The following is a 25097-nucleotide window of genomic DNA, read 5'->3' on the forward strand; positions in this document are numbered from 1 at the left end:
AATCAATCATAGTCGAATTTAGGAATTTAGATATTCAATTTCTGAAATAGATCTGCAGTCATTATTAACTTGTCGTACTATTACGTACGCTCATCATATTTTAATGAGCCGTAAACGCTGTTTGTTCTTATCTTCATGGATTACTTAACCATTAAACTGTTTTATGAAGATTATCCTTAACCTGCTACGTATCATCGTTGGGGTATTGTTTATTTTCTCAGGCCTGATCAAAGCGAACGATCCGCTGGGCCTCAGCTATAAAATGGAGGAGTTCTTCGAGGTACTGCACCTGACCTTCCTGTCGCCCTATTCCCTGGCATTTTCCATTGTCATGAATGCCTTCGAAATCATTGCCGGCGTTGCCGTGCTGCTCGGATACCGCATGCGTATCTTTTCTGTACTGCTGTTGCTCCTTATTATTTTCTTTACCTTCCTCACCGGATACGCCCTTTTCAGCGGTACTATCCGCGAATGTGGTTGCTTTGGCGATTGTATCAAGCTTACTGCTACGGAAACATTCTGGAAAGATGTAGCCCTGTTGTTAATGATCCTCGTAATCTTCGCTTACCGCAAACGTATACAACCGCTCTTTAAGGGTGCAGGTATTACGCTGCTGCTGTTGGCCATACTCTCGTTCGGTATACAATGGTATGTGCTCAGGCATCTGCCGTTTATCGACTGCCTGCCTTACAAAGTAGGTAATAACATACCTGAGAAAATGAAACTGCCACCCGGTGCTACGCCTGATGTATATGAAATGGTGTTTGTATACGAAAAAGACGGGCAGAAGAAAGAATTTACAGCCGATAACTATCCCTGGTCAGATAGTACCTGGAAGTTTGTGGACCGCAAAGACAAGCTCGTGAAGAAAGGCAATGCAGAACCGGCCATCAAAGACTTTATTCTCACTGATGTGGATGGTGTGAACCAGACGGAGGCCGTGCTGAATGAAACCAGGCCGGTATACCTGTTCCTGGTGCTGAATGTACAGAAAGCAGGCAGCGGCTGGGACGAGAAGATGAAAGCATTGCAGCAGAAATGGAAGAACCGGCAGGTAGTCATCTATGGGGTTACTGCTTCTACAAAAGAAGAAATAGCGGCCTTTAAACAAACACACGGACTGGAATTCCCGTTTGTGCAGATGGATGGCGTGGCCATTAAAACTGCCGGCAGAAGTAATCCCTGCCTGATTCTGCTGGACAAAGGCACCATTAAAGGGAAATGGCATTATAACGATATACCCTAAACGCTGATCATCGTGTTCCGTTTTCTGCTCCGTAAAATAACTTATGGTTTGCTGGTGCTCCTGGGCGTGGTAGTGCTGGTGTTTTGCCTGTTTAATGTGCTGCCGGGCGACCCGGCCAGGCTAACGCTGGGACAACGCGCCGATGTGGCCTCACTGGAAAACGTACGTAAGGAACTGCACCTCGACCGACCGGTTGGGGTACAGTTCCTGTATTATCTGAACGATCTGTTGCCCGTTAGTGTCCATACACGGGAAGAAGCGGCTGCCAATCTCCGCTATGTAACGGTGGCGCCTATATCAAAAGATAGAATCCTGGTTTTGAAAGCGCCCTATCTGCGCCGTTCTTATCAGGGCAAAAAGCCGGTGTGGGACATATTGCTGGAAGCTTTGCCTGGCACGTTGCTGCTGGCAGTAGCTGCCATGTTGTTCGCTACAGTGGTGGGTATAGGGCTTGGGGTGCTCTCCGCCGTTAAACAGAACACCTGGATGGATACCAGTGCAGTATTTGCCAGCGTGGCCGGCATCTCGGCCCCGTCTTTCTTTGCAGGCATCGTACTGGCGTACCTCTTCGGCTTCGTCTGGAGCGATTATACGGGGCTGCATATGACCGGCAGCCTCTTTGACGTGGATCCCTTCCGCGGCCGTGTGCTCAACCTGCGTAACCTGGTGCTGCCGGCGATTACACTGGGAATACGACCATTGGCGATTATCGTACAACTCACCCGAAGTGCCATGCTGGATGTATTGCACCAGGACTTTATCCGGACGGCCTACGCGAAGGGGCTTTCCCGCCGCCGGGTGATCTGGCATCATGCCCTGCCTAACGCATTGAACCCTGTTATTACCGCAATTACCGGCTGGTTCGCGGAATTGCTGGCCGGCGCATTCTTCGTAGAATATATTTTCGGCTGGAAAGGCATCGGAAAAGTAACCGTGGATGCCCTGGACAAATTCGACTTCCCCGTGGTAATGGGGGCCATACTGGTTACCGCCGGTATCTTCGTAATAGTTAACCTGCTGGCCGATCTGCTGTATACAATAGTGGATCCCAGGATCAAGCTCGACTAGCATTTTCCTCTCCGGAAAAAATATTTCAGGTATTTTGTAACATCTGAATTTTACAGTCGTCTTCTTTCAAAACGCATTATTCTGCATGTCATTAGATAGGTTCCTTTCTCAGGTAGTACCGGTCCGGCAAAAGCTCTATCGCTTTGCGTTCCGCCTGCTTGGCAATGAGGAAGATGCCCAGGACATCACCCAGGACGCTATGATGAAAGTCTGGGATATGCAGGAGAAAATGGCGGAGCTGCAGAATATGGAAGCCTGGTGCATGCGCATCACCCGCAACCTGGCCCTGGACAAAATCAAATCCAGGAAATACCGGATGGCGGACGAACTTGACCGGGCCGGAGAGTTGCCGGCACAGCAACAGAAAAGCCCCCATGCAGTGGCCGAACAGAACGACGTAATGCAGAAAGTACATACAGCCATTCATTCCCTGCCGGAAAAGTACCGTACTATCCTCCAATTGAGGGATATCGACGGGCATTCCTACCAGGAGATTGCTGAAATACTGGAACTGGACATGAACGACGTTAAAGTGAATTTACACCGCGCCCGTAAGGCGGTGCGGGAGAAACTTCAAAATCTGCAGGTATATGGATTATAAAAAGATCAGTGAATTGGTAGCGCTGTATTGGGAAGGGGAAACAACCCTGGAGCAGGAGGCGGTGTTGCGGGAGTTCTTCAGCATACCGAGGCCCGATTTGCCGGAAGAGTTGCAGGAGGCTGCTCCCTTGTTCGGCTACTTTCATGCAGAGGCGGCAAAGGAATGGGAAGTACCCGCTGCAAAGGTAGTGACGCTATCGCCCTGGCGGCATTGGATGAAGTACGCAGCCGTACTGCTGGTAGGTGTCGGGATAGGATATGCCCTGAAGCAAACCACCGTAAAACAACATCAGGCTGAAATAGTCATGAGAGAAAAGGAAATGAATGATCCGCAGAAAGCTTTTGAAGAAACAAAGAAGGCATTGCAACTGCTGGCTAAGAACCTTAACAAAGGTGCCACCCGGATGCAGAAGCTTTCCTACTTTAATCAGGCCACTTCAGTAGTGGAAGGAAAAGAAGAAAGCCAGCCATTCTAAAACCTCTATAATAAAGTAAGAAGATGAAACGATTGCTGTTAATGCTGATTGCGGTCTTTGCCAGCTATCACCTCTCTGCCCAGCAGGCTAGTGTGATAGACCGGTTCTTTAAAAAGTATGAGAACGACCGCAATTTCACTGTTATTACTATTACGCCGAGGATGTTCAGCATGTTCGCCAAAGCAGATCCCGGCGACCCGGACGCCAAAAATCTGATGCGGGTTATTCAGAAGCTGAAAGGACTGCGCATCCTCACCAAAGATGACACACGCGACGGACCAAAGCTCTACCGGGAGGCCGCTTCCTTTCTTGGTTCCGATTTCGAAGAGCTGATGACGGTACGTGATAAAGACAGCGACCTTAAATTCATGGTAAAGGAAGACGGAAAGGGTAACATCAACGAGCTGATCATGCTTGTGGGAAGTTCAGATCAGTTCCTCGCCATGAGCCTCGTAGGTACGCTCGATCTGAATGAGATCTCGCAGATCGCCGGCTCAGTGAACATTCAGGGAATGGATAAATTGAAAAAGGTGAAGAAAAAACAATAATCATAAAATGATAATCCCATGAAATCAATCATCATCACAGGTTGCCTGGTACTATCAGCTGTTGCACTGAAAGCACAGGACAGGTATCTGAAGGAATTCCGCAACAAATACAGGGATGGGGCTGAAACCCATACCGTTACCCTGGGATCATTTGCTATGCGGCTGGCAGGTTGCTGCGTGAAAGTAAAAACAGAAACCGGCGACGCCGGAAAGGCACGCCTGGCAAAAAATGCCCTGAAGAATATAGACCGCATGAAGATCTATACGATCTCAAATCCGCGCGGCAATACCATCGATCCGCGCGATGTCGACGATCTGAAGAGCAATCTGGAAAGAAATGAAAACTTCGAGCTGCTCCTGGAAGCACGCGACAAAAACAGCCATGTACAAATACTCAATAAAGGAAAGGGCGATGAGCTGGGCAATGTAGTAATGCTGGTACAGGACGACGGAGATTTTGTAATGATCAACCTGCATACCACGCTTAAAATATCTGAAGTCAGCAGCCTGGTTCATCAGTTTGCCTCCAACTGATGCGGATCTATCGAATAATCACATCTCTAACAATGCTTTCTCCAAGCATTTCATTGACAAGTTTGATAATCTTGTCTTTCGAATAAGTCAATTCCTGTTTTAGTGGGGCTACCGTAGTAGTAACGATTAATTTATGATCAATGAGCTGTATACTTTGTGTATAGCGTGCAATGGTTTTGCCCATCAGCGACTCCCAGTTTTCCTGGATACGCACCTCAGTAAGACGCGGCTTCATTCTGCTCTTGTTCATGAACTCACGGAGAGCGTCTCCTATCGTGGTGGTGCCGTGACGCATATGTAAATTGGAAATTGAAAATGAAGAATTAGGAATTACTGCGAAGATAGTGAAGAAGATAGAAATGACGAAGTTTATCTTCCGTAATTATTCGCTAAGACCTCCGCTGGTATTCTTTATTCTTCATTTTCAATTCTTAATTTCTATCATTTGAATCGTTCCCTGTTGAAACGCCCCTTGCAACCGCTCCGCATGCGTATCTGTAATAAACACCTGTCCGTAGCTATCGCCTGTGACAAGTTTGATGAGGCGGGAAACGCGGTCCTGGTCTAGCTTTTCAAATACGTCGTCGAGTAGCAGGAGGGGAGGGAATTGTTTATGTTGACGGATAATTTCGTATTGCGCCAGTTTAAGAGCAAATAAGAAGCTTTTTCGCTGACCCTGGGAGGCATTGCTTTTCATAGGGTGGTTGTTCAGCAGGAACAGGAGGTCGTCGCGATGAATACCGGTAGTGGTACGCTGCAGCTGCATGTCGCGATACCTGGCATTGTTCAGCTGGGCTGCATAATCTTCTTCCAGTAAAGTACAGAGGTATTGGATATTCACCACCTCGTGGGTACCGGCAATATAATCATACAGCTCCTGTACCATTGGAATGAAAGAAAGGAGGAAGGCGCGTCGTTTTTCATGAACAGGCACACCGTGCATCACCAGCTGGAGATCGAATACATCCAGGAGGCTGTCCTGGTTCTGGCCGGTAGCCGCCATGTTTTTCAGCAGGGAGTTTCGCTGCGTAAGTATCTTCTGATAAACGATAAGATGTTCGAGGTACTCGGGGTACAATTGCGACAGGAGGCTATCGAGCCATTTGCGTCGTTCCTCACTGCCGCCGAGGATGATTTCGGCATCGTCCGGAGCGATCATCACGGCCGGAAACTGCCCTATATGCCGGGAAAACCGGTCGTAGCGGTCGTCGTTCAGGCTGATCTCTTTTTTGCCATCTTTCACCGTACAAACAATCTTTTCAGGCTGTCCGTTTTTTTCCAGCAAGCCTTCGAGCCTGAATCCGTTGGTGTGGTATTGGGTATTCTGGCTTTCGCTGCTGGTAAAGTAGCTGCGGGTAAAGCAAAGGTAGTAGATGGCGTCGAGCAGGTTTGTTTTGCCGGCGCCGTTCCGTCCGGTAATGCCCACTATCCGGCCGTTGAAACGGAAAGCGGCCTGGCTGTAATTCCGGAACTGAACGAGTGATATATTGTTTATAGTGAGCAACTAGTTAAAGATTAGCTATTAGTAATATGCGATTTTTTAAAATTTATAAGATGGAAAAGACGCTGCTCTTACGAGATGTACGCAATTTCCCTGCAATTAAATACAAAAGTGTTTGAAATTGATCAATTTGCATAATTTAATGGGAATTAGAATTGATATTTATATTTTAGGATTTTCCTGTTATATTTGCGGACAAATTTAGATAGAGTGCAAACTAAAACAGACGTCAAGACGAAATTCACCAAAGAGACATATCTGTATTGGTATGAATTGATGCTTTTGCTGCGCCGCTTTGAAGAAAAGACGGGCCAGTTGTACGGGATGCAAAAAATTCGTGGTTTTTGTCACTTGTACATCGGACAGGAAGCAATAGCTGCTGGTGCGATCACTGCTACCAAGCCGGAAGATAAATTTATCACTGCCTACCGCGACCACGCGCTGGCAATTGCAAAAGGTATCTCTGCCAAGGCTTGTATGGCTGAACTGTATGGAAAAGCGACCGGATGTTCGAAAGGAAAGGGAGGCAGTATGCACTTTTTCTCGAAGGAGCATGGCTTCTTCGGCGGACATGGAATTGTAGGAGCGCAGATTGGTACCGGGGCCGGACTGGCACTGGCCGAGCAATACAAGGGAACAGATAATGTTGTATTGTGTTTCTTCGGTGATGGTGCTGCCCGTCAGGGTATCCTGCATGAAACCTTCAATATGGCGATGACCTGGAAGCTTCCTGTTATCTTCATTTGCGAAAACAACATGTATGCGATGGGGACTTCAGTAGAACGTACCTCTAACGTATTGGATATCTATAAATTGGCTGATGCATACGAAATGCCGGCTGATTCTATCGACGGTATGAGTTGCGAAACAGTACATGATGGTATCGAAAGAGCAGTAAAACGTGCCCGCGAAAAAGGCGGACCAACCCTGCTCGAAATCAAAACTTACCGCTATCGTGGCCACTCCATGAGCGATCCGGCGAAATACCGTACCAAGGAAGAGCTGGAAGAGTATAAAGAGAAAGATCCTATCAATGAAGTACTGCGTGTAATCCAGAAAAACAAATGGGCTACAGATGCTGAAATTGAGGCGATCAGCGAGCGCGTTAAAGCAGAAGTGGAAGAATGTGTGACCTTCGCGGAAGAATCACCCTGGCCTTCTGACGACGAGTTGCTGAAAGACGTTTATGTTCAGGAAGATTATCCCTTCATCGTAGACTAAAAATAAATGAAGCTAATAGCTACTAGCGGCCGGCCGCTGGTAGCTATTAGCTATTTTTCACCAAAAGCAAACAGCCAACAGCTAAAAGCTATTCAAATTATGGCAGCAACTAAAGATAAAACCACTGCGCCCCGACCTACAAATGACTTTGACCTGGAGGTATCCATGCACAAGGCAGAGGATTTCTTCAACAAAAACAAAAACGTTATCTCTATTGCAGTGTTGGCTGTAGTAGTTGTGGTAGGCGGTTTCTTCGCCTATAACCGTTTCGTGAAACAGCCCAATGAAAACAAAGCACAGGAAATGGTGTTCCATGCACAGAATTACTTTGCGGTGGATTCATTTAAACTGGCCCTGAACGGCGACGGTAATAACTACGGCTTCTTACAGGTGGCTGACAAGTATGGCAGCACTAAAGCTGGCAACCTTGCTAAATACAGCGCTGGCGTATGTTACATCCGCCTCGGTGAATACCAGAAAGGTATCGATATGCTGAAATCATTCAGCTCTGATGATCTGTTGCTGCAGCCTACTGCACTCGGACTGATCGGAGATGCCTATATGGAACTGAATAAAACTGATGATGGTATCGAATCTTACAAGAAAGCAGGTCATTATAACGATAATGAACTGACTGCCCCTGTATACCTGTTCCGTGCCGGCCAGGCCCTGGAGAAAGCTGGTAAACAACAGGAAGCAGCTGTTATCTATAAAGAGATCAAAGAAAAATTCCCGCTGACCAACGAAGGTCGCGAAATGGATAAATACCTGGCAAGACTGGGTGAAGTAAGAAATTAATGAATCCTGTTGTCAGTCGGATCGCCGGCTGACAACGGAATATAAAGCTATTTACATGTCTGAGCATAATAAAAGCTTACTCAATGACGCTGGCATTCTCAACCTGGAGGATGCCAGTGTTGTTATGGTGTATACCGAATGGAACGACGCCATCGTGAATGAACTGGTAGCAGGCAGCGAAAAGGCCCTGGCAGCATACAAAGTATCCAGGTCTGAAAAAATAATTGTACCCGGCGCATTCGAATTGCCTTACGCCTGCAGGCAATACTGGGAAGCCACCAAAGGCACCGGTAAACAGCCTGGCGCTATTATTGCTTTCGGATGCGTGATCCGTGGCGAGACACCGCATTTCGATTATGTTTGTAAAGCAGTAACAGAAGGGATCCTGCAACTGAACCTTCAACTGCCGGTTCCTGTTATATTTGGGATTCTTACAGTAGATAACGAGCAACAGGCATACGATCGGCTGGGTGGCGCGCACGGCCATAAAGGAGAAGAAGCAGCTATCACCGCCCTGAAGATGATCGCGCTGCAGCGAAACTTATCCAGGATTTAAGCGTAAATACCCAGAAAATGAATGTACAGTTATTTATACCGTGTTTTGTAGACCAGCTCTTCCCCGAAACCGCTTTTAATATGGTGAAAGTATTGGAGAAACTGGGCTGTAATGTGATGTATAACACGGAACAAACCTGCTGTGGCCAGCCTGCGTATAATGCCGGCTACCAGGACGAATGCCGGAGCGTTGCCACCAAGTTTATCAAAGACTTTAAAACCTTCGACTACATTGTGGCGCCCAGCGGTTCCTGTACAGGTTTTGTGCGCAATTACTATGGTAAACTCTTCGATAACTCTGCGGCACATAACGATGTGAAACTGCTGAAAAAGAACCTCTACGAGTTTACCGAATTTCTTACCGAAGTACTGAACGTCACAGATGTGGGCGCAACACTCAATGGAGTAGGCACTTATCACGATGCCTGTGGCGCGCTGAGGGAATGTGGTATTAAAGAAGCACCCCGTAAATTACTGGAGAAAGTACGTGGACTGGAACTGAAGGAAATGAATGATAGCGAGGTGTGTTGCGGTTTTGGGGGCACCTTCTCCGTAAAGTTTGAACCTATATCTGTAGGTATGGGGGAACAGAAAGTGAACAATGCGGTAGGCAGCGGTGCCGAATATCTCATCTCTACTGATCTTTCCTGCCTCATGCACCTGGATGGCTATATACGTAAGCACGGCACCAATATCAAAGTAATGCATATCGCCGATGTACTCGCAAGTGGCTGGTAAGTACTAATTTCACGATCAGAAAAACTATTTGGTATGAATTATTGGTTGGTAAAATCAGAACCATTCAAATATTCCTGGGATCAGTTTGTAAAAGATAAAGTAACTTTTTGGGATGGTGTGCGCAACTACGCCGCCAGAAACAATCTCCGGGCTATGAAAAAAGGCGACATCGTTTTCTTCTATCATAGCAACGAAGGCCTCGAAATCGTAGGACTGGCCACCGTAGCCAAAGAAGCTTACCAGGACCCTACCACTACCGATCCGAACTGGGTGGCAGTAGATCTGAAACCCCTCAGGGCAGTTAAGAAACCTGTAACCCTGGCTGCTATGAAAGCAGAAAAAAGACTGGCTAAACTCTCTCTGATCCGTTTGGGCCGCCTGTCGGTGAGTGACGTGAAACCGGAAGAATTCGAAGTGATTATGGAAATGGCGGAAACGAAGCTGGCCGCTAAATAACTTTCATGAAACCACGACTGGTAGTACTCACAGGAGCAGGCATCAGCGCCGAGAGCGGTCTGCGGACGTTCCGGGATTCCGATGGATTATGGGAAGGCTACGATGTATACGAAGTGGCTTCTCCGAAAGGATGGGCCGGTAACCCCGGGCTGGTGCAGGACTTTTACAACAGCCGCCGCCGCGATGTAATGGCTGCACAGCCTAATGCCGCGCATACCGGACTGGCAAAGCTCGAAGAAAAATTCGACGTAAGAATCATTACACAGAATATCGACGACCTGCATGAAAGAGGCGGGTCGAGCAGGGTATTGCATCTTCATGGCGAGATTTTTAAGATGCGAAGCGTTACGGATGAAACCCTGATCTATGACATCCGGGAGGATATCAAAATGGGCGACCTCGCAGCCGACGGCGGACAGTTACGCCCGCATATTGTGTGGTTCGGGGAGGCGGTACCTATGATAGAGCCTGCAGTAATGGAAGTGTATACAGCGGATATATTTGTAGTAGTAGGAACTTCATTGCAGGTATATCCTGCAGCCAACCTGCTGAGTTATGTACCAGCTAATACACCCATCTATATCATCGACAGAAAGATTCCGCAGGTGGATTTTACAGCACATATGCACAAAATAGAGAAGCCGGCAACGGAAGGAGTAGCGGAGCTGCTGAAATTATTGTTATAAAAAAACCTCCCCGTTTCAGGGGAGGTATCCACAAGTCCTTGTTGCCCGATAGAGTCCATCATAGGAATTAATCACTTAGCCTATTCAAAGCTCTCTTCAAACCTGATATCATATTCTTCTAATTCTTTCAGGACAGGGTTGTATATTTCGGGTGTTACGGGTATATGCAGCCCTTTTAACGTTATTTTTTCCTGGAGTAGTAGTTTGGCAATGATACCCAACGGCAGGCCTACTGTTTTAGCCATTGCTGTATGTATATTATCATCTCCCTGAACAATCATGTAACTATGCATTTTCGTTGCCATATTACGGCGTTCGAATTCGATTTCATGCATCATAACGATCATGTCCTTGTCCGCAGGTTCCATTTTCAACTTGTTTTCCGCGAGGAACTGGAGTATAGCCGCATTGGTTTGCTCCCCTAAATTTATGACATCTGGACTTAATAAACCGAGAAATTTTAGCTGGCGGATTACTTTCGACTTGGTACTGACACCGAGGAACTGTGCCAGGCTTTCTTCCGGGGTGCCTGCAGGTTCTTTAACGGCCTGTGTTGCCCAATTAGTATAAGAAAGATCCTGTGTGTCAATTTTATGGCTGTCGTTCGTGAGACCGAGCTTTATCAGGGCATTCCAGCCTTCGCAGAAGTCGGGGTACCGCAGCGTGGCCCGCATAAAAGTAGCCAGCTCCTCCAGCCTATATGCTTCCATATAGGTCAGTGAGTCGCGGTTGGGATAGTAAGCCAGCTTGCCTAAACCAGGTAACTGTATCGTTTTCGTATGGTCAAAAAGTTGTTCGTAGTTCAGCTCTTTTATCTTTCCCTTCTCTTTATAAGTAGCGCCAGAACTGCCTGCCATCACAATATTTCGGGCATTCCAGGATATCTTGTACTGCCATGGATTGTCATTACTTTCGGGAGATATGAGTCCGCCACAGTATGATTTAAAAGAAAATATCTGCCCGCCTTTCTTCTCTATGGAATGTATCAGCTTCATAGCCGACATATGGTCAATCCCCGGATCGAGCCCCATTTCATACAAAAAGAGGAGGCCGGCTTTTTCAATCTCATCTTTTAACGCATGTACTTCGGAATCAATATAAGATGCGGTAAGCAGGTCTTTCCTGCATTCAAGACAATCTTTTGCAATAACGATATGTAATTGTGCCGGCAGCAGTGAAATAACAAGATCCGTATCTCTGATGAGTTGTTGCCGGGCGGCAGTATCTTTTATATCCAGGGTAGCAGCAGTAGCGTAATATGACTTGCCCGTTTTAGACTTGATAAGAGACAGATCATGATCTGCCACAGTAATATGCCATTTTTGTTTCGGTGCATTTGCCAGCAGGTAGTCGATAAGACCAGTGGCCGATTTACCGGCGCCAAACAACAGTATATTCTTCATAATGTTCTTTACAAAGTGATTAAGAATCAGGGGAATAACAGCTTTTTTGTTACTAATGTTCGATATTCAACGCTAATTCGGATTTATTCTTATTATATATATGTTTTCTGTTGATTCGACTAGTTGATTATCAGGGTCTTAAAAACAAATACTCTGCCAATATTTATTCCCTGATATATTATATTAAGTCTACATATTATGTAATTAAGAATTAGGAGGAGCGATCAATCGGGAATAAAATGTGGGTAATTATCCCCTTGTTTTTTTGGATAATTATTCGCTGATAATTCATGATCCGGTATTCCGGATACTTAATTGTTTTTTTCTCTTTCAGAGGCAAAATAAGGCTTGAAATGGCTATATTTGCCTTTATCTGTTTTGAGCAGAAAAAATTGTAAATCAACACACAAAATGACAGAGCATACGGAAAATCACCAGGAAGGGAGAGTTGTCCAGATTAACATCGAGGAGCAGATGAAAACGGCTTACATAGATTATTCTATGTCCGTGATCGTCGGCCGCGCCTTGCCGGATGTGAGAGATGGTCTTAAGCCTGTACACCGCCGGGTTTTATTCGGAATGAACGAACTCGGTAACCACAGTAACAAACCTTACAAGAAATCTGCCCGTGTGGTGGGGGAAGTAATGGGTAAATATCACCCTCACGGTGATGCTTCTATTTACGACACCATTGTACGTTTGGCCCAGCCCTGGAGCATGCGTTATCCAATGGTAGACGGACAGGGTAACTTTGGTTCGGTGGATGGTGATATGCCAGCGGCCATGCGTTATACGGAGATCCGCCTTCAGAAGGTAGCAGAAGCTATGCTGGAAGACATCGAGAAAGAAACGGTTGATTTCAACAACAACTTCGACGATACCCTCGAGGAACCTACTGTACTTCCCACCCGTATTCCTAACCTGCTGGTAAACGGTGCTTCCGGTATTGCCGTAGGGATGGCCACCAACATCATGCCCCATAACCTCAGTGAAGTGGTAGATGGCGCCATTGCCTATGTGGAAAACAGGGAGATTACCGTGGAAGACCTGATCAAACATGTGAAGGCCCCCGATTTCCCGACCGGTGGTATTATTTACGGTTTTGAAGGCGTTAAACAGGGCTTTGAGACAGGAAGAGGCAGGGTAGTGGTAAGAGGTAAGATCACCTCTGAAACCACCAAAAACGGCCGCGAAAGGCTGATTATTTATGAGCTGCCTTACCAGATCAACAAAGCCGTATTACACCAGAAAATTGCACAGCTGGTAAATGATAAGATCATCGAAGGCATTTCCGATGTAAGGGACGAGAGCGACCGCGAAGGTATGCGGCTTGTGATAGACCTGAAGCGGGAGGCCATCTCCAGTGTGATCATCAACCAGTTGTTTAAATATTCAGAACTGCAAACTTCCTTTGGTATCAACAACGTGGCGCTGGTAAAAGGCCGTCCGCGTATCCTGAACCTGAAGGAAATGATTGCGGAATTCATCGATTTCAGGCATGAAGTAGTTGTCAGGAGAACCAAATTCGACCTGCGTAAGGCAGAGGAGAAGGCGCATATCCTGGCGGGTTACCTGATTGCACTGGATCACCTCGACCAGGTGATTGCCCTGATTCGCGCGGCGGCCACACCAGAGGTGGCAAAAGACGGCCTGATGAGTGAATTCGGCCTCAGCGAGATCCAGGCCAAAGCCATCCTGGAACTGCGTCTGCAACGTCTGACAGGCATGGAACGCGATAAGATCCGTGCTGAATACGACGATATCATGAAGCTGATCGCTTACCTGAAAGACGTACTCGGTGATGAGTCTTTACGTATGAAGATCATCAAGGAAGAGCTGGAAGATGTGAAGAAAAGATTCGGTGACGAACGTAAAACTGAAATACAATATCTGGCCAGTGAAATGAGAATCGAAGATATTATCGCGGAAGAAGACGTGGTAATTACGATCTCTCACCTGGGCTATATCAAACGTACTTCTGCCTACGACTACCGTCAGCAGAAACGTGGCGGACGTGGCGCCATCGGCGGCCGTACCCGCGATGAAGATTACATCGAACACCTGTTCGTGGCTTCCACCCACCACACCATGCTGTTCTTTACCGAAAAAGGCCGCTGCTACTGGTTGAAAGTATACGAAATACCAGACGGCGAGAAGAGTGGTAAAGGCCGCGCTATCCAGAATATGATACAGTTGCCGCAGGACGATAAGATCCGCGCTATTATCGATATTAAGGATCTGGGTGATAAGGATTACATCAACAGTCACTACATCGTACTCTGCACCAAGAAAGGTATCATCAAGAAAACATTGCTGGAAGAATTCTCCCGTCCGCGTCAGAACGGGGTGAACGCTATTACCGTCAATGAAGGCGACCAGCTGCTGGAAGCCAAGCTGACTACCGGCGACAGCCAGATCATGATGGCTATCCAGAGTGGACGCGCTATCCGCTTCCCTGAAGCAACGGTTCGAGATACCGGTCGTGGTGCCATCGGAGTAAGAGGAATCGAGGTCGACAGCGAGAATGATGAGGTGGTTGGTATGGTTTGTGTGGAAAAAGATGACGATCAGAAAACCATCCTGGTGGTTTCTGAAAAAGGGTTCGGAAAGCGTACCAATATCGAGGAATATCGTATCACCAACCGCGGTGGTAAAGGGGTTAAAACCATCAATATCACTGAAAAAACAGGTAGCCTGATTGCGATCCTCGATGTAACCGAGAAACAGGATCTGATGATCACCTGTAAGTCTGGTATCACCATCCGTATGGCGGTATCCGACATCCGGGAAGCCGGAAGGGCCACTCAGGGTGTGCGCCTGATCCGTCTTGACGACAGTGATGAAATTGCAGCTGTAGCCCGACTGGATGAGCAGGAAGAAGAAACTGTACAGGAAGAGGGCGTAGAAGGTAGCGAAACGCCTGCAGCAGATAACAGTGAAACACCGGATACCGCCCAGGATAATGCCGGGGAAACCGCTGGTGAGCCTGAAGATATCAACGAATAACACATTGAAAAACAGGCAGCAGACCCATCCCGGGATCTGCTGCCCGTTTCTGGTAAAAAAAATGCAGCCGGCGCATAGTGGTAACAGCTGAGCTGGTTGTATTATAGTTTATCAGAGCACCATACTCTTATTGTAATCAGCAACTAAAAAACACTAAAGCATGAAAAAATTAATGGTATCTCTTCTCTTTTGCACGGCCGGCGTATCGGTAATGGCACAACGGGCAAAAGTTAGCAGTGCGGATGAGAACCTGAAGAAGCAAGACCTGGAAAAAGCCAAGGCAGACATTGACGCAGCATTACAGAACGATAAGACCAAGAATGATGCTAAGACATGGCTGGTAGACGGTAAGATCCTGGAAGCCATGGGTACTAAGGCTAAGAATGCAGCGCTGGCGCAGGAAGCGTTTGGTGCTTTCAAAAAAGCCCTGGAAATAGATCCTAAAATGAAAGAAGCGGTACTGGAAATGAACCAGCCGCTGTTCAATGTTTATGCTACCATCGCTAATGCCGGTTATGCTAACCTGAACGAACAGAAATGGGATTCTTCCGTGAGTCACTTCAAGAATGCATTTGAAGTAGCCGAATTCTACAACAGCAAAAACCTGGGTGGATCTATTCCTACTGATACTGCGCTTACTTTCTACACCGGTTACGCTGCTAACCAGGCTGGAAAGAAAGATGATGCTTTCACTTATCTGAAAAAAGCTGCTGAACTGCAATACAAAGGAGAGCCTGCGCTGTACGTAATCCTGGGTCAGCTGTATGAAGAAAAAGGTGACCAGGCTAACTGGCTGAAAACCATTGAACAGGGTAAAGCAACCTTCCCTAAGGATAAACGTTTCAACGATATGGAAATGGCGTTCTATAGCAAAACCGGTAAGACAAACGAATTACTGGGTATGCTGGAAAAGAAGATCGCTGAGAATCCTAATGATGAAGCAGCTGTGCTGGACTACGCTATCCGTGTAGATAATCTCGCTAATCCGCGTGATGAAAAAGGTGGTGATGCGCCTAAACCAGCTAACTATGAAGAGCTGATGGGTAAAGCTGAAGGTGCATATAAAAAGGCACTGGGACTGAATCCTGCTGATGCTACCGCTAACTTCCAGCTGGGTGCGCTGTTCTTCAATAAAGCAGTAGTGTTTAATAAAGAACTGAACGCACTGGATAGCAAACAACAAACTTCTCCTAAAGCAAAAGAACTGCAGGGTAAAGTAGAAGGCCTGATGGGCCAGGCACTGCCTTTCTTCGAGAAAGCTGATGCCAGCTTTAGCGCTAAAGCCAGCAGCCTCGAAGCAAGCGACAAGCAGACTTACGAAAGCTGCCTGTATGCACTGCAAAAAATCTATGCTATCAAAAACAACACTGCTAAAGTAGAAGAAACCAAGAAAAAACTGGATGCACTTCACTAAGCATTCAATAAATATAATGAACAAAGAAAGGAGGCTTATGGGCCTCCTTTCTTTGTTAGCACTGCTACCAGCTGGCAGCAAAAAAAGAACGGGTTCCTCTTTTGAAGGAACCCGTTCCAATTAACTCAAACGCTGTATAGTGCCGAATTATGCTTTCTTAGCAGCTGGTTTTTCTGCTTTCTTAGCATGTTCGTGTTTAGCGGCTTTCTTAGTAGTATCTGCAGCAGGTTTTGCTTCAGCTTTAGCTTCAGTTTTAGCTTTTTCTTTCTTTGCAGGTTTAGCAGCAGGTGCTTGTGCGAAAGATGCAGCAGAAATACTCATTACTACTACAGCGGCGATCAGGCTTTTTTTCATGATGATTGTCTTTTTAAATGATTAGATTAAGAATGTTTGTGTTCTAATTGATGGTGTAAAAATACATCGCTGCAGCAGGCAACTTCTTTATGTTTCGGTGAACAGGGAATTACTGTCGTTGAACAGGGAAAAATGTACGGTAGTGTATTGTATACCGTTAGAAAAAATGTTATAACAAAATGTTAATGGCCTCTTGTACAGCCTGTATACACAGCTGTTTCAGCGTATTGAACTGATTGGCAACCTGATTGGGATGATAGTTATTTTCCTGCAGTTTTTCAAGTGGTTCCAGGATAGGATAGAGGTTGTTTTCAAGACCAATGAAAGATACGGTTGTTTTGAGATTATGTGCTGATGCCCGTATAGCTGCGATATCTTCTGCTACCACTGCCTGTTTTAAAACAGACAGTTCTTCCGGAAGCTGTGCTATGAATTGCTCCAGCATGGTTTTCTCAAAACTGCTATTGCCATTCGATAAACCATGCAGATAGTTCATATTGAGTAAATGGAAGTGTCCATTTTCGCTGGGATGATGATGGTTTACAGATGACAGGTCTTTCGGAGGAAGTTTGCCTATATAAAGCTGAATGAGCCTGTACAGTTCGTCTTCATTGATCGGTTTTGAGATATATTCATTCATGCCCATCTGCAGGCATTTCTCCCGCTCGCCGGTCATCGCATGTGCGGTCATCGCAATCACCGGGATAGTGGAATGTAACTCGTTGCGAATGCCTTGCACTGCCATATAGCCATCCATTTCCGGCATCTGGATATCCATTAATACAAGGTCGAAGTGCTGCTTTTCCAGTGCCTGCAGCACTTCACGACCGTTGGTGACAATTTTATATTGCAATTGCCAGGTACCGAGCAGGTGTCGCAGCAGGTTTTGGTTCATCCGGTTATCTTCTGCCACCAGCAGCCGTACATCAGGGTGCATAGACAGTTGCTCGGTTTCCGTAAAATAGCTGTTCCCTTCTTCTGCGAGTGAATCGCTCAGCGTGTAGGGGAGTTCCACTTTAAATGAGGTACCTTCACCCGGTTTACTTTCTACGGAAATGAAACCATTCTGTAGTTCTATCAGTTGCTTCACAATCGTCAGCCCAAGGCCGGTACCGCCGAATTTACGGGTGGTAGAAGCTTCGCCCTGATTGAACCGGTCGAATATACTATCCAGTTTGGAAGCGTCTATACCAATTCCTGTATCACTAACGGTAAACAATATACGAACTGAGTTGTCTTCGGCCCAGATCTTTGTAACGCGGATTTTTACAGCGCCTTCATTCGTGAATTTTACTGCGTTGCTGGTCAGGTTAACCAATACCTGGGTAAGGCGCATCACGTCGCCGTACAGGATGTCCGGCACATCATCGTCGACGCTGACAGACAGCTGCAGTTGTTTTTCTTCTGCCTTAGGTCTGAACATGGTATTAACGCTGTGCAGCACACTGCGAAGGCTGAAGGAGGTAGGTTCAATACGCATCATACCGGATTCTATTTTGGAGATATCCAGTATATCGTTGATGATTTCCAGCAGGTTCTGGCCGGCGTTTTCGATGGCAGCCACGTATTCCCGCGATTTTTCATTCATCGGCTGGGTTTTCAGGAGATGGGTGAAACCCAGTACGGAATTCATCGGGGTACGTATTTCGTGGCTCATATTAGCCAGGAACTGATCTTTAACAGCGGTGAGTTTTTGCTCCTGTTGCCGCGATTGATCCAGCGCTTCAATCAGTTGTTCCTGCCGGTGTATGCGGCTGGTGATATAAAGAAAAGCAAGTAAGCTGGAAAGACAGGCGAATATCACCAGTACAGTGCCCCAGCTTTGTGCTTTCTGGCCACTGGTGTCGATCAGGTTGGTAGTACGGTTTACTTCCGATTGTCGCGTGGTATCCAGCTGGCGCAGGATGCTGGTAATAGCTTCACTGAGGCGTTTCCCTTTCTGGCTGTTAATCATTCGTTCGGCCGCCCATTTCCCTTTGCTATAGAAAGTATCCAGCACCAGCAGATTGAAATTATTTTTCTCATCTACGAGGTAGTTGAGTTGGGTCAACAGTTTTTCGGTGCTGTCATTTTTAATGATCTTATTAATTTCTTTGAGGTCGGATTTGATGATAGCGATTTCCGCTTCTATACCGGTGATGTGAACAGTATCCTGAGAAATCACCGCACCGCGTACTTTACTGTCAGTTTTGGCCATGTTGGTCTGCAGTTTCTGTAGCTCATTTTTTACATTGAGTTCCTGCAGCAGCTGTTCATTGCCTTTGATCAGCTTACGTATGTTATTAGAGGAATTGAATTGCAGCACTACGAATAATATCATCCCGGTGACGAACAGGCCAAGCAAGTAGTATTTAATCCGTTTAGGCTGCATGACAGTGAAGATACATAGTTAGAGATGGAAGCTGTTAAAAGTCCTTAGCTTTCAGTCTTTAGCCTTTAGCAAAAAGCAGCGAAGATGATCATATAAAACTATCTTCGCTGCATTTTACTAAAGGCTAAAAACTAAAAGCTAAAAGCTATCCGGCTATTTCGCTTTTGGTGCGGCAGCAGTTGCCGGTTTTGCTGCGTGATGATGATGATGTTTTTTGTGCATTTTAGCAGGAGCTTTTTCGCCTGCTTCTTTCTTTTCAGCAGCTTCTTTCTTCACTTCTTTCTTAGCTGGTGCGCTGGTTTGTGCAAATACTGATGCACTCATAAATAACATGGCTGCAGCGATAAGAATACCTAACTTTTTCATGGTCATATGTTTTAGATAGTGATCAATTTGTTTGACAACCTAAAGATACATTCCTCCTCAGCGTCAATTGATTACTAATGGCCCAATAGGCGGCAGCTGTCGGTCAAAACGGCGAAAGTGTCGTTGAACTATAGCAGATTGAGCTTGTTATTCAGGGCCGATCTGTAAGCATCGGCAATAGGTATTGTGTTCTTGTTAATAATGATGGTACCGTCTTCGATGGATTCGATTTTGTCGAGCGCAACGATATAGGAACGGTGTACCCGCATGAATTTAGCCGCCGGTAGTTTTTCTTCCAGTGCCTTCAGTGTCGTGTGAATGGCGTGAAACTTCTGAGGCGTATTCAGTTTTACATAATCGCCCATTGCTTCCAGGAAAAGAATATCTTCTGTGCGGATACGTTTAAGGATACCGTTATCGCGGATAAACACGAATTCTGAATCAACCACCTGTAGCTCGCGGCTGCCGCTGTCGAAGATCTCCCTGGCTTTGTCTATCGCCTGAATGAAGCGGGCTGGCTGCACTGGTTTTATCAGGTAGTCGGCTACATTCAACTCAAAAGCTTCTACTGCATACTCCTTTTTTACGGTGGTGAAAATGATTACCGGCCGTTTCTTTCCCAGGTTCCGGGTCAGCTCCAGCCCACTCATACCCGGCATTTCAATGTCGAGCAGGAGGAGGTCTATCTTCTCTTTCTGCAAAAGGTTATAAGCCTCCATCGCGCTGCTGCATTCAGCCACTACATTCAATTGTTCAACATGACTGGTCAGCTGCCTCATGGCGGTACGTGCCAGCTTGTTGTCGTCTACTATCAGGCAATTCATGGAGCTAATTTAACTACAATTCATAATATAAAATCATCTCTGCCGCAACATAGATGCAGTTTTTTCCGGCCGGTTTTTGGTTTTAATGGCTACATTTGTAATAATGAGGTGGCTATTTTACATATTAAGTTGTTATATGTTGCTGCTGTCCTGGCTTCCCTGCAATGATCATAGTTCGGAAGCAGGCGGGCAGGTGGTAATGGCCACTTCGCACGAACATGAATCCGGATTCGTTGATTTCTGTTCCCCGCTTTGCATCTGCAGCTGCTGTAATGTACAGGTTACCCCTTCTTCGTCTATTATCGTTTATTTCCATATAAAACAGGCTTTGATAGATTATCCTGTATTACCCGTTAATCCGCTTCCTTCTTTACCAGACAATATCTGGCAACCTCCACAGCTGGTTTAATACCCGATAACAATTGTTTCTGCTATGAGCATATCTGTTCCGGTATCAGGCTGGGCGCAGGATATGAAGCAATCCCTCTTTTTATTATTTATTGAATCAATCATGCTGGATAAGATTATTCGTTTCTCCGTGAGAAACAAATTGGTCGTAGGGATACTTACGCTCATACTGGCTGGTGCAGGTATATATTCCCTGCTGCGTTTACCGGTAGACGCCGTTCCCGATATCACCAACAACCAGGTACAGATCATTACGCAATCACCGTCGCTGGCCGCCCAGGAGGTAGAGCGGTTGATCACCTTCCCGATAGAACAAACCATGGCAGTGATTCCCGAATTGTCTGAAGTGCGGTCTGTTTCCCGCTTTGGACTGTCGGTGGTCACCGTGGTATTTCACGACGATGTAGATATATACTGGGCGCGGCAACAGGTGAACGAGAAACTGGGAGAAGCTAAAACCAGTATCCCGGGAGGCATTGGAAACCCGGAAATGGCGCCTATTTCGAGTGGATTGGGAGAGGTATACCAATACGTACTGCATCCTAAAAAAGGATACGAAAATAAATTTGATGCGCGGGAACTGCGTACTGTTCAGGATTGGTACGTACGCCGGCAATTGCTGGGAACACCTGGTGTGGCGGAAGTGAACAGCTTCGGTGGCCTGCTGAAGCAGTACCAGGTAACGCTGAATCCCGATAAATTGCGCAGCTATCAACTGAGTATTGCAGATGTATTTAATGCCCTTGAAAAGAATAACCAGAATACCGGGGGCGCTTATATAGATAAGAAACCCAACGCCTGGTTTATCCGGAGCGAAGGACTGATCGGGAGTCTTGCCGATATTGAAAAGATCGTTGTTAAAAACATCCCTAACGGATTGCCGGTATTGGTGCGCGATATTGCTTCGGTACAGATCGGCGATGCGGTAAGGTACGGCGCTCTTACCCGCAATGGAAAGGGCGAGGCTGTGGGTGGCATTGTGATGATGCTGAAAGGAAAGAATTCCAACGAGGTGGTGAAAACCGTTAAAACACGGATAGCTGCCATACAAAAAACGTTGCCGGAAGGCGTAGTAATAGAGCCCTTCCTGGACCGTAGTGCATTTGTAGGCAGGGCGGTAGGCACTGTACAGAAGAACCTTATAGAAGGGGCACTGATCGTAATTTTTGTGCTGGTATTATTTCTCGGAAACCTGAGAGCAGGGCTGATCGTGGCATCAGTAATACCACTGTCGATGTTGTTTGCAATATCGATGATGTACCTGTTTGGCGTTTCGGGCAACCTGATGAGCCTTGGTGCTATTGATTTCGGACTGATCGTGGATGGCGCGGTGATCATCGTGGAAGCCACGCTGCATAATCTGGCAGGGCGGAACAAAACAGGCGGATTAATGAAACTTACACAGGCAGAGATGGATGATGAAGTATTCGACTCTGCCAGCAAAATACGCAGCACCGCTGCTTTTGGCGAAATTATTATCCTGATTGTATACCTGCCGATACTGGCACTGACGGGTATAGAAGGAAAGATGTTCCGTCCGATGGCGCAGACAGTTTCCTTTGCGATCCTGGGAGCGTTTATATTATCGCTTACTTATGTGCCGATGATGTCGGCACTGGTGCTCAACAAAAAGCTTTCGTCCAAAGTAACGATCGCCGACCGTATCATGCAATTCTTCCAGCGTATATACGATCCCGTTATAAAGGGCGCATTGAAGCAGAAAGCGTTGGTCACAGGTAGTGCTATCGCATTGTTTGTGATGTCGCTTTTTATATTCAGCAGAATGGGCGGGGAGTTTATTCCAACGCTGGAGGAAGGTGATTTCGCAGTGGAAACCCGCTTGCTTACAGGAAGTTCGCTGTCGGAAACCATTGATAAAGTGAACCAGGCCTCGGCTATACTGATGAAACGTTTCCCTGAAGTGAAAGAGGTGATTGGGAAGATAGGAGCCGCTGAGATACCCACTGATCCAATGCCTATGGAAGCATGTGATCTGACCATACTACTTAAACCCAAAAGTGAGTGGACGAGCGCAAAGACGAGGGAAGACCTGGCCAATAAGATGCAGGAGGCCCTGGAAGCTATACCTGGTGTGAATTTTGGCTTTTCCCAGCCGATACAGCTGCGGTTTAACGAACTGATATCAGGGGTGCGTCAGGATGTAGGAATCAAGATATTCGGAGAAGATCTGCAGGTGCTGGCGGGGCTGGCAGAAAAGATCGGGCGTATTGTTAATCGCGTTCCGGGCGCTAAAGATCTGTATGTGGAGCAAACAGGCGGATTACCACAGATAGTGGTAACACTGAACCGCGACCGGATTGCCCGCTACGGCCTGGATATCTCTACCGTGAACCAGGCACTGAATACGGCATTCGCCGGACAGAGTGCCGGCCTGGTATATGAAGGAGAAAAACGTTTCGACCTGGTATTACGTCTCGATCAGCAAAGCCGCAGCAGTCTTGCGGATGTACAGAATCTTTATATAGCTACTCCTTCCGGCAACCAGGTACCGTTGCAGGATCTGGCGGAAGTGAAAATGGCGGTTGGCCCTAACCAGATACAGCGGGAAGATGCGAAACGCCGCACCATCGTAGGATTTAACGTGCGTGGCCGCGATATCTCCAGCGTGGTGAAGGAGATACAAAACGTTATCGATCAGGAAATCAGGCTACCATCGGGTTATTTTATCCGCTATGGCGGACAGTTTGAGAATCTGAAAGAAGCGAATAAGCGTTTATCCATTGCCGTGCCCGTGGCATTACTACTCATTTTCGGATTACTGTACTTTACTTTCCGCTCGGTAAAACAATCGATGCTGATATTTACAGCTATCCCCATGTCGGCCATAGGCGGCGTTTTCGCGTTGCTGATCCGTGGATTACCTTTTAGTATTTCAGCGGGAGTAGGATTCATCGCACTCTTTGGAGTGGCGGTGTTGAACGGCATCGTATTGATCGGAGAATTTAACCGGCTGAAACAATCAGGGCTGAGTGATATTAACAGCGTGGTACTAAATGGAACGGCTACACGCTTACGGCCGGTATTGATGACCGCCTTCGTGGCGTCGCTGGGCTTTTTGCCCATGGCCCTTGCCACCAGCGCGGGCGCAGAGGTGCAACGGCCGCTGGCAACGGTAGTAATAGGCGGGTTGATTACCTCTACTTTACTCACATTGCTGGTATTGCCCTGCCTCTATATTTATTTCGAGAAAGGACTTACAAAACAAAAGATATGAATATCAGGATATTGATTTTAATGCTGTTTCCGGTACAGGTATGGGCGCAGTTGCAGCCTCTTACGATGGAAACAGCCGTGCAGCTGGCGTTGCAGCAGAATAAAGGATTACAGTCCGCCGCTACGTCGGTGGATTATTACCGCAAACTGGCTGGCACCAGTGGCGACATTGGCAAAACTAACCTGAACCTGCAATACGGACAATATAACAGCTATGTTTCCAGCGATAATAACTATTCCGTTTCCCAGACCATTCCGTTTCCGACAGTATTTGGAGCGAAGAGGCAGTTGGGAAATGCACAGGTGGAAAGAGCAACCTGGTTGAAGGCTGCTACGCAGAACGACCTGGTGTACCAGGTGAAGCAGGTGTATGTACAGCTGCTGTATCTGCGGGAGGTCAGGACCTTGATCAATCACCAGGACAGCCTCTTCGCGGCCTTCGTAAAGAGTGCGGACCTGCGTTACCGTACCGGAGAAAGCCGTATGCTGGAGAAAACGGCTGCTGAAGGCAGGCTGAATGAAGTCAGGAATCAGCTGCGGCAGAATGAAGCCGACGGGAAGATATATACAGCCCGGTTACGGGCCCTGATGGGAACTACGGCCCCGGTGACCCTGGCCGAAACAACCATTCCTGAAGCGGTGCTGAAACTGGATAGCGATTCAGGCGCCATAGCCGGTAATCCGCAGCTGCAGTACCTGAAACAGGAAATCAGCATTGCCGAAAAGCAAAAGAAGGTACTGAAGGCTGGTATCCTGCCGGATATAACGGTGGGGTACTTTAACCAGTCGCTCATCGGCACAGCCTTGAATGGCACCGGCAAGCCATTGGCCACCGGCAGCAATCGCTTTCAGGGATTCCAGCTGGGGCTTGCCCTGCCGTTGTGGATGGGTCCACTCAAAGCAAGGGTTAGAGCAGAAGAAAAGCTGCAGCAGGCTGCCAGTTTGCAATTCGATAATAGCTCCATACAGCTTCGTTCGCAATATGAACAAGCCGTTCAGCAGTTTGTCAAGAGCCGCAACAGCCTTGAGTTCTATGAACGTACTTCGCTGCCCAATGCAGCATTGCTGCTGAAGCAGTCAGAAAAATCGTACAGCAGCGGGGATATCGGCTATGCGGAATATTTCCTCAACCTGGAACAGGTACTGGCTGCGCGTCAGGGATACCTGCAGGCAAGAAATGATGTAAAACAGGCGGAGTTGTATATGTCGTACCTCACCGGACGGCAGTAACCTGGCGCCGCCAGGGGCATGGCCGCAACAGCGCGTATGTGTCTATCTAAAAATAAAAGC

24 protein-coding genes are annotated in these 25097 nt (G+C 46.9%); 17 read left to right on the plus strand and 7 right to left on the minus strand.

Annotation, left to right across the window (positions count from 1 at the left end; translation table 11 throughout):
* Positions 1-163: 163 nt before the first annotated feature.
* From UNH61_RS13475 to UNH61_RS13500, 6 genes are all read left to right on the plus strand, one after another.
* On the plus strand, positions 164-1246 hold the full coding sequence (locus tag UNH61_RS13475; RefSeq protein ID WP_326992464.1) for a BT_3928 family protein: 1083 nt from the start codon (positions 164-166) through the stop codon (positions 1244-1246).
* Positions 1247-1258: 12 nt separating this feature from the next.
* On the plus strand, positions 1259-2314 hold the full coding sequence (locus UNH61_RS13480; protein WP_326992465.1) for an ABC transporter permease: 1056 nt from the start codon (positions 1259-1261) through the stop codon (positions 2312-2314).
* An 85-nt stretch (positions 2315-2399) separates the two neighbouring features.
* Positions 2400-2915, plus strand: a complete 516-nt coding sequence (locus UNH61_RS13485) for an RNA polymerase sigma factor (RefSeq protein ID WP_326992466.1) — start codon at positions 2400-2402, stop codon at positions 2913-2915.
* Positions 2905-3390, plus strand: a complete 486-nt coding sequence (locus UNH61_RS13490) for a hypothetical protein (RefSeq protein ID WP_326992467.1) — start codon at positions 2905-2907, stop codon at positions 3388-3390. Before UNH61_RS13485 ends, UNH61_RS13490 begins: the two co-directional genes overlap by 11 nt.
* A gap of 23 nt (positions 3391-3413) precedes the next feature.
* The gene (locus UNH61_RS13495; RefSeq protein ID WP_326992468.1) at positions 3414-3938 is read left to right on the plus strand and encodes a DUF4252 domain-containing protein; all 525 of its coding nucleotides are present in this window, start codon (positions 3414-3416) and stop codon (positions 3936-3938) included.
* Between the two features lie 18 nt (positions 3939-3956).
* Positions 3957-4472 carry a DUF4252 domain-containing protein gene (locus UNH61_RS13500; protein WP_326992469.1) on the plus strand — a complete coding sequence of 172 codons (516 nt, stop codon included), beginning with the start codon at positions 3957-3959 and terminating at the stop codon, positions 4470-4472.
* A 7-nt stretch (positions 4473-4479) separates the two neighbouring features.
* Here UNH61_RS13500 and UNH61_RS13505 read toward each other — a convergent pair whose 3' ends face one another.
* Together UNH61_RS13505 and recF are read right to left on the minus strand one after the other, a co-directional pair.
* Entirely contained in the window at positions 4480-4767 is a 288-nt protein-coding gene (locus UNH61_RS13505) for a DUF721 domain-containing protein (RefSeq protein ID WP_326992470.1), read from the minus strand.
* A gap of 129 nt (positions 4768-4896) precedes the next feature.
* Complete coding sequence (gene recF / locus UNH61_RS13510; RefSeq protein ID WP_326992471.1) at positions 4897-5976, minus strand: DNA replication and repair protein RecF; 1080 nt, start codon at positions 5974-5976, stop codon at positions 4897-4899.
* Between the two features lie 207 nt (positions 5977-6183).
* Between recF and pdhA the strand changes: the two genes are divergently transcribed.
* The 6 genes from pdhA (at position 6184) to UNH61_RS13540 (ending at position 10427) form a co-directional block, all read left to right on the plus strand.
* A complete protein-coding gene (gene pdhA, locus UNH61_RS13515) occupies positions 6184-7194 on the plus strand; it encodes a pyruvate dehydrogenase (acetyl-transferring) E1 component subunit alpha (protein WP_326992472.1) in 1011 nt (336 codons plus the stop codon).
* 99 nt (positions 7195-7293) lie between these two features.
* Complete coding sequence (locus tag UNH61_RS13520; protein WP_326992473.1) at positions 7294-7992, plus strand: tetratricopeptide repeat protein; 699 nt, start codon at positions 7294-7296, stop codon at positions 7990-7992.
* A gap of 55 nt (positions 7993-8047) precedes the next feature.
* Complete coding sequence (ribH, locus tag UNH61_RS13525) at positions 8048-8548, plus strand: 6,7-dimethyl-8-ribityllumazine synthase (protein WP_326992474.1); 501 nt, start codon at positions 8048-8050, stop codon at positions 8546-8548.
* Positions 8549-8565: 17 nt separating this feature from the next.
* Positions 8566-9285, plus strand: coding sequence for a (Fe-S)-binding protein (locus tag UNH61_RS13530; RefSeq protein ID WP_326992475.1), 720 nt, complete (start codon positions 8566-8568; stop codon positions 9283-9285).
* A 33-nt stretch (positions 9286-9318) separates the two neighbouring features.
* Entirely contained in the window at positions 9319-9741 is a 423-nt protein-coding gene (locus UNH61_RS13535) for an EVE domain-containing protein (RefSeq protein WP_326992476.1), read from the plus strand.
* Positions 9742-9746: 5 nt separating this feature from the next.
* Entirely contained in the window at positions 9747-10427 is a 681-nt protein-coding gene (locus tag UNH61_RS13540) for an NAD-dependent deacylase (protein WP_326992477.1), read from the plus strand.
* Positions 10428-10507: 80 nt separating this feature from the next.
* Here the strand turns inward: UNH61_RS13540 and UNH61_RS13545 are convergent, their stop codons facing one another.
* The gene (locus UNH61_RS13545) at positions 10508-11830 is read right to left on the minus strand and encodes a saccharopine dehydrogenase C-terminal domain-containing protein (protein ID WP_326992478.1); all 1323 of its coding nucleotides are present in this window, start codon (positions 11828-11830) and stop codon (positions 10508-10510) included.
* Positions 11831-12241: 411 nt separating this feature from the next.
* Between UNH61_RS13545 and gyrA the strand changes: the two genes are divergently transcribed.
* Both gyrA and UNH61_RS13555 read left to right on the plus strand, forming a co-directional pair.
* Complete coding sequence (gene gyrA / locus UNH61_RS13550) at positions 12242-14836, plus strand: DNA gyrase subunit A (protein ID WP_326992479.1); 2595 nt, start codon at positions 12242-12244, stop codon at positions 14834-14836.
* A 160-nt stretch (positions 14837-14996) separates the two neighbouring features.
* The gene (locus UNH61_RS13555) at positions 14997-16250 is read left to right on the plus strand and encodes a hypothetical protein (RefSeq protein ID WP_326992480.1); all 1254 of its coding nucleotides are present in this window, start codon (positions 14997-14999) and stop codon (positions 16248-16250) included.
* 147 nt (positions 16251-16397) lie between these two features.
* On the opposite strand, the gene UNH61_RS13560 is transcribed toward UNH61_RS13555, so the two are convergent.
* The 4 genes from UNH61_RS13560 to UNH61_RS13575 form a co-directional block, all read right to left on the minus strand.
* Complete coding sequence (locus tag UNH61_RS13560) at positions 16398-16604, minus strand: hypothetical protein (RefSeq protein ID WP_326992481.1); 207 nt, start codon at positions 16602-16604, stop codon at positions 16398-16400.
* 169 nt (positions 16605-16773) lie between these two features.
* On the minus strand, positions 16774-18975 hold the full coding sequence (locus UNH61_RS13565) for an ATP-binding protein (protein ID WP_326992482.1): 2202 nt from the start codon (positions 18973-18975) through the stop codon (positions 16774-16776).
* A gap of 153 nt (positions 18976-19128) precedes the next feature.
* Entirely contained in the window at positions 19129-19341 is a 213-nt protein-coding gene (locus UNH61_RS13570) for a hypothetical protein (protein ID WP_326992483.1), read from the minus strand.
* 128 nt (positions 19342-19469) lie between these two features.
* A complete protein-coding gene (locus tag UNH61_RS13575; RefSeq protein ID WP_326992484.1) occupies positions 19470-20165 on the minus strand; it encodes a LytTR family DNA-binding domain-containing protein in 696 nt (231 codons plus the stop codon).
* A gap of 103 nt (positions 20166-20268) precedes the next feature.
* On the opposite strand from UNH61_RS13575, the gene UNH61_RS13580 reads away from it, so the two are divergent.
* Genes UNH61_RS13580 through UNH61_RS13590 form a run of 3 tightly spaced genes read left to right on the plus strand, consistent with a single transcriptional unit; the run spans position 20269 to position 25037 of the window.
* Positions 20269-20574, plus strand: a complete 306-nt coding sequence (locus UNH61_RS13580; protein ID WP_326992485.1) for a DUF6660 family protein — start codon at positions 20269-20271, stop codon at positions 20572-20574.
* Between the two features lie 24 nt (positions 20575-20598).
* On the plus strand, positions 20599-23808 hold the full coding sequence (locus tag UNH61_RS13585; protein WP_326992486.1) for a CusA/CzcA family heavy metal efflux RND transporter: 3210 nt from the start codon (positions 20599-20601) through the stop codon (positions 23806-23808).
* Positions 23805-25037, plus strand: coding sequence for a TolC family protein (locus UNH61_RS13590; RefSeq protein ID WP_326992487.1), 1233 nt, complete (start codon positions 23805-23807; stop codon positions 25035-25037). The genes UNH61_RS13585 and UNH61_RS13590 overlap by 4 nt, the downstream gene beginning before the upstream one ends.
* The last annotated feature ends 60 nt before the right edge of the window (positions 25038-25097 follow it).

It is taken from the genome of Chitinophaga sp. 180180018-3 (assembly GCF_037893185.1).
GTDB lineage: Bacteria > Bacteroidota > Bacteroidia > Chitinophagales > Chitinophagaceae > Chitinophaga.

What these genes read in the sequence shown, in the direction of transcription:
- gyrA (WP_326992479.1), top strand. Translation starts at nt 12,242, where the DNA reads ATGACAGAGCATACGGAAAATCACCAGGAAGGGAGAGTTGTCCAGATT.
- UNH61_RS13570 (WP_326992483.1), bottom strand. Translation starts at nt 19,341, where the DNA reads ATGAAAAAGTTAGGTATTCTTATCGCTGCAGCCATGTTATTTATGAGT.
- UNH61_RS13540 (WP_326992477.1), top strand. Translation starts at nt 9,747, where the DNA reads ATGAAACCACGACTGGTAGTACTCACAGGAGCAGGCATCAGCGCCGAG.
- UNH61_RS13520 (WP_326992473.1), top strand. Translation starts at nt 7,294, where the DNA reads ATGGCAGCAACTAAAGATAAAACCACTGCGCCCCGACCTACAAATGAC.
- UNH61_RS13545 (WP_326992478.1), bottom strand. Translation starts at nt 11,830, where the DNA reads ATGAAGAATATACTGTTGTTTGGCGCCGGTAAATCGGCCACTGGTCTT.
- UNH61_RS13555 (WP_326992480.1), top strand. Translation starts at nt 14,997, where the DNA reads ATGAAAAAATTAATGGTATCTCTTCTCTTTTGCACGGCCGGCGTATCG.
- UNH61_RS13590 (WP_326992487.1), top strand. Translation starts at nt 23,805, where the DNA reads ATGAATATCAGGATATTGATTTTAATGCTGTTTCCGGTACAGGTATGG.
- UNH61_RS13560 (WP_326992481.1), bottom strand. Translation starts at nt 16,604, where the DNA reads ATGAAAAAAAGCCTGATCGCCGCTGTAGTAGTAATGAGTATTTCTGCT.
- ribH (WP_326992474.1), top strand. Translation starts at nt 8,048, where the DNA reads ATGTCTGAGCATAATAAAAGCTTACTCAATGACGCTGGCATTCTCAAC.
- UNH61_RS13475 (WP_326992464.1), top strand. Translation starts at nt 164, where the DNA reads ATGAAGATTATCCTTAACCTGCTACGTATCATCGTTGGGGTATTGTTT.
- UNH61_RS13530 (WP_326992475.1), top strand. Translation starts at nt 8,566, where the DNA reads ATGAATGTACAGTTATTTATACCGTGTTTTGTAGACCAGCTCTTCCCC.
- UNH61_RS13585 (WP_326992486.1), top strand. Translation starts at nt 20,599, where the DNA reads ATGAGCATATCTGTTCCGGTATCAGGCTGGGCGCAGGATATGAAGCAA.
- UNH61_RS13495 (WP_326992468.1), top strand. Translation starts at nt 3,414, where the DNA reads ATGAAACGATTGCTGTTAATGCTGATTGCGGTCTTTGCCAGCTATCAC.
- UNH61_RS13535 (WP_326992476.1), top strand. Translation starts at nt 9,319, where the DNA reads ATGAATTATTGGTTGGTAAAATCAGAACCATTCAAATATTCCTGGGAT.
- UNH61_RS13565 (WP_326992482.1), bottom strand. Translation starts at nt 18,975, where the DNA reads ATGCAGCCTAAACGGATTAAATACTACTTGCTTGGCCTGTTCGTCACC.
- UNH61_RS13575 (WP_326992484.1), bottom strand. Translation starts at nt 20,165, where the DNA reads ATGAATTGCCTGATAGTAGACGACAACAAGCTGGCACGTACCGCCATG.
- UNH61_RS13485 (WP_326992466.1), top strand. Translation starts at nt 2,400, where the DNA reads ATGTCATTAGATAGGTTCCTTTCTCAGGTAGTACCGGTCCGGCAAAAG.
- UNH61_RS13500 (WP_326992469.1), top strand. Translation starts at nt 3,957, where the DNA reads ATGAAATCAATCATCATCACAGGTTGCCTGGTACTATCAGCTGTTGCA.
- UNH61_RS13580 (WP_326992485.1), top strand. Translation starts at nt 20,269, where the DNA reads ATGAGGTGGCTATTTTACATATTAAGTTGTTATATGTTGCTGCTGTCC.
- UNH61_RS13490 (WP_326992467.1), top strand. Translation starts at nt 2,905, where the DNA reads ATGGATTATAAAAAGATCAGTGAATTGGTAGCGCTGTATTGGGAAGGG.
- UNH61_RS13505 (WP_326992470.1), bottom strand. Translation starts at nt 4,767, where the DNA reads ATGCGTCACGGCACCACCACGATAGGAGACGCTCTCCGTGAGTTCATG.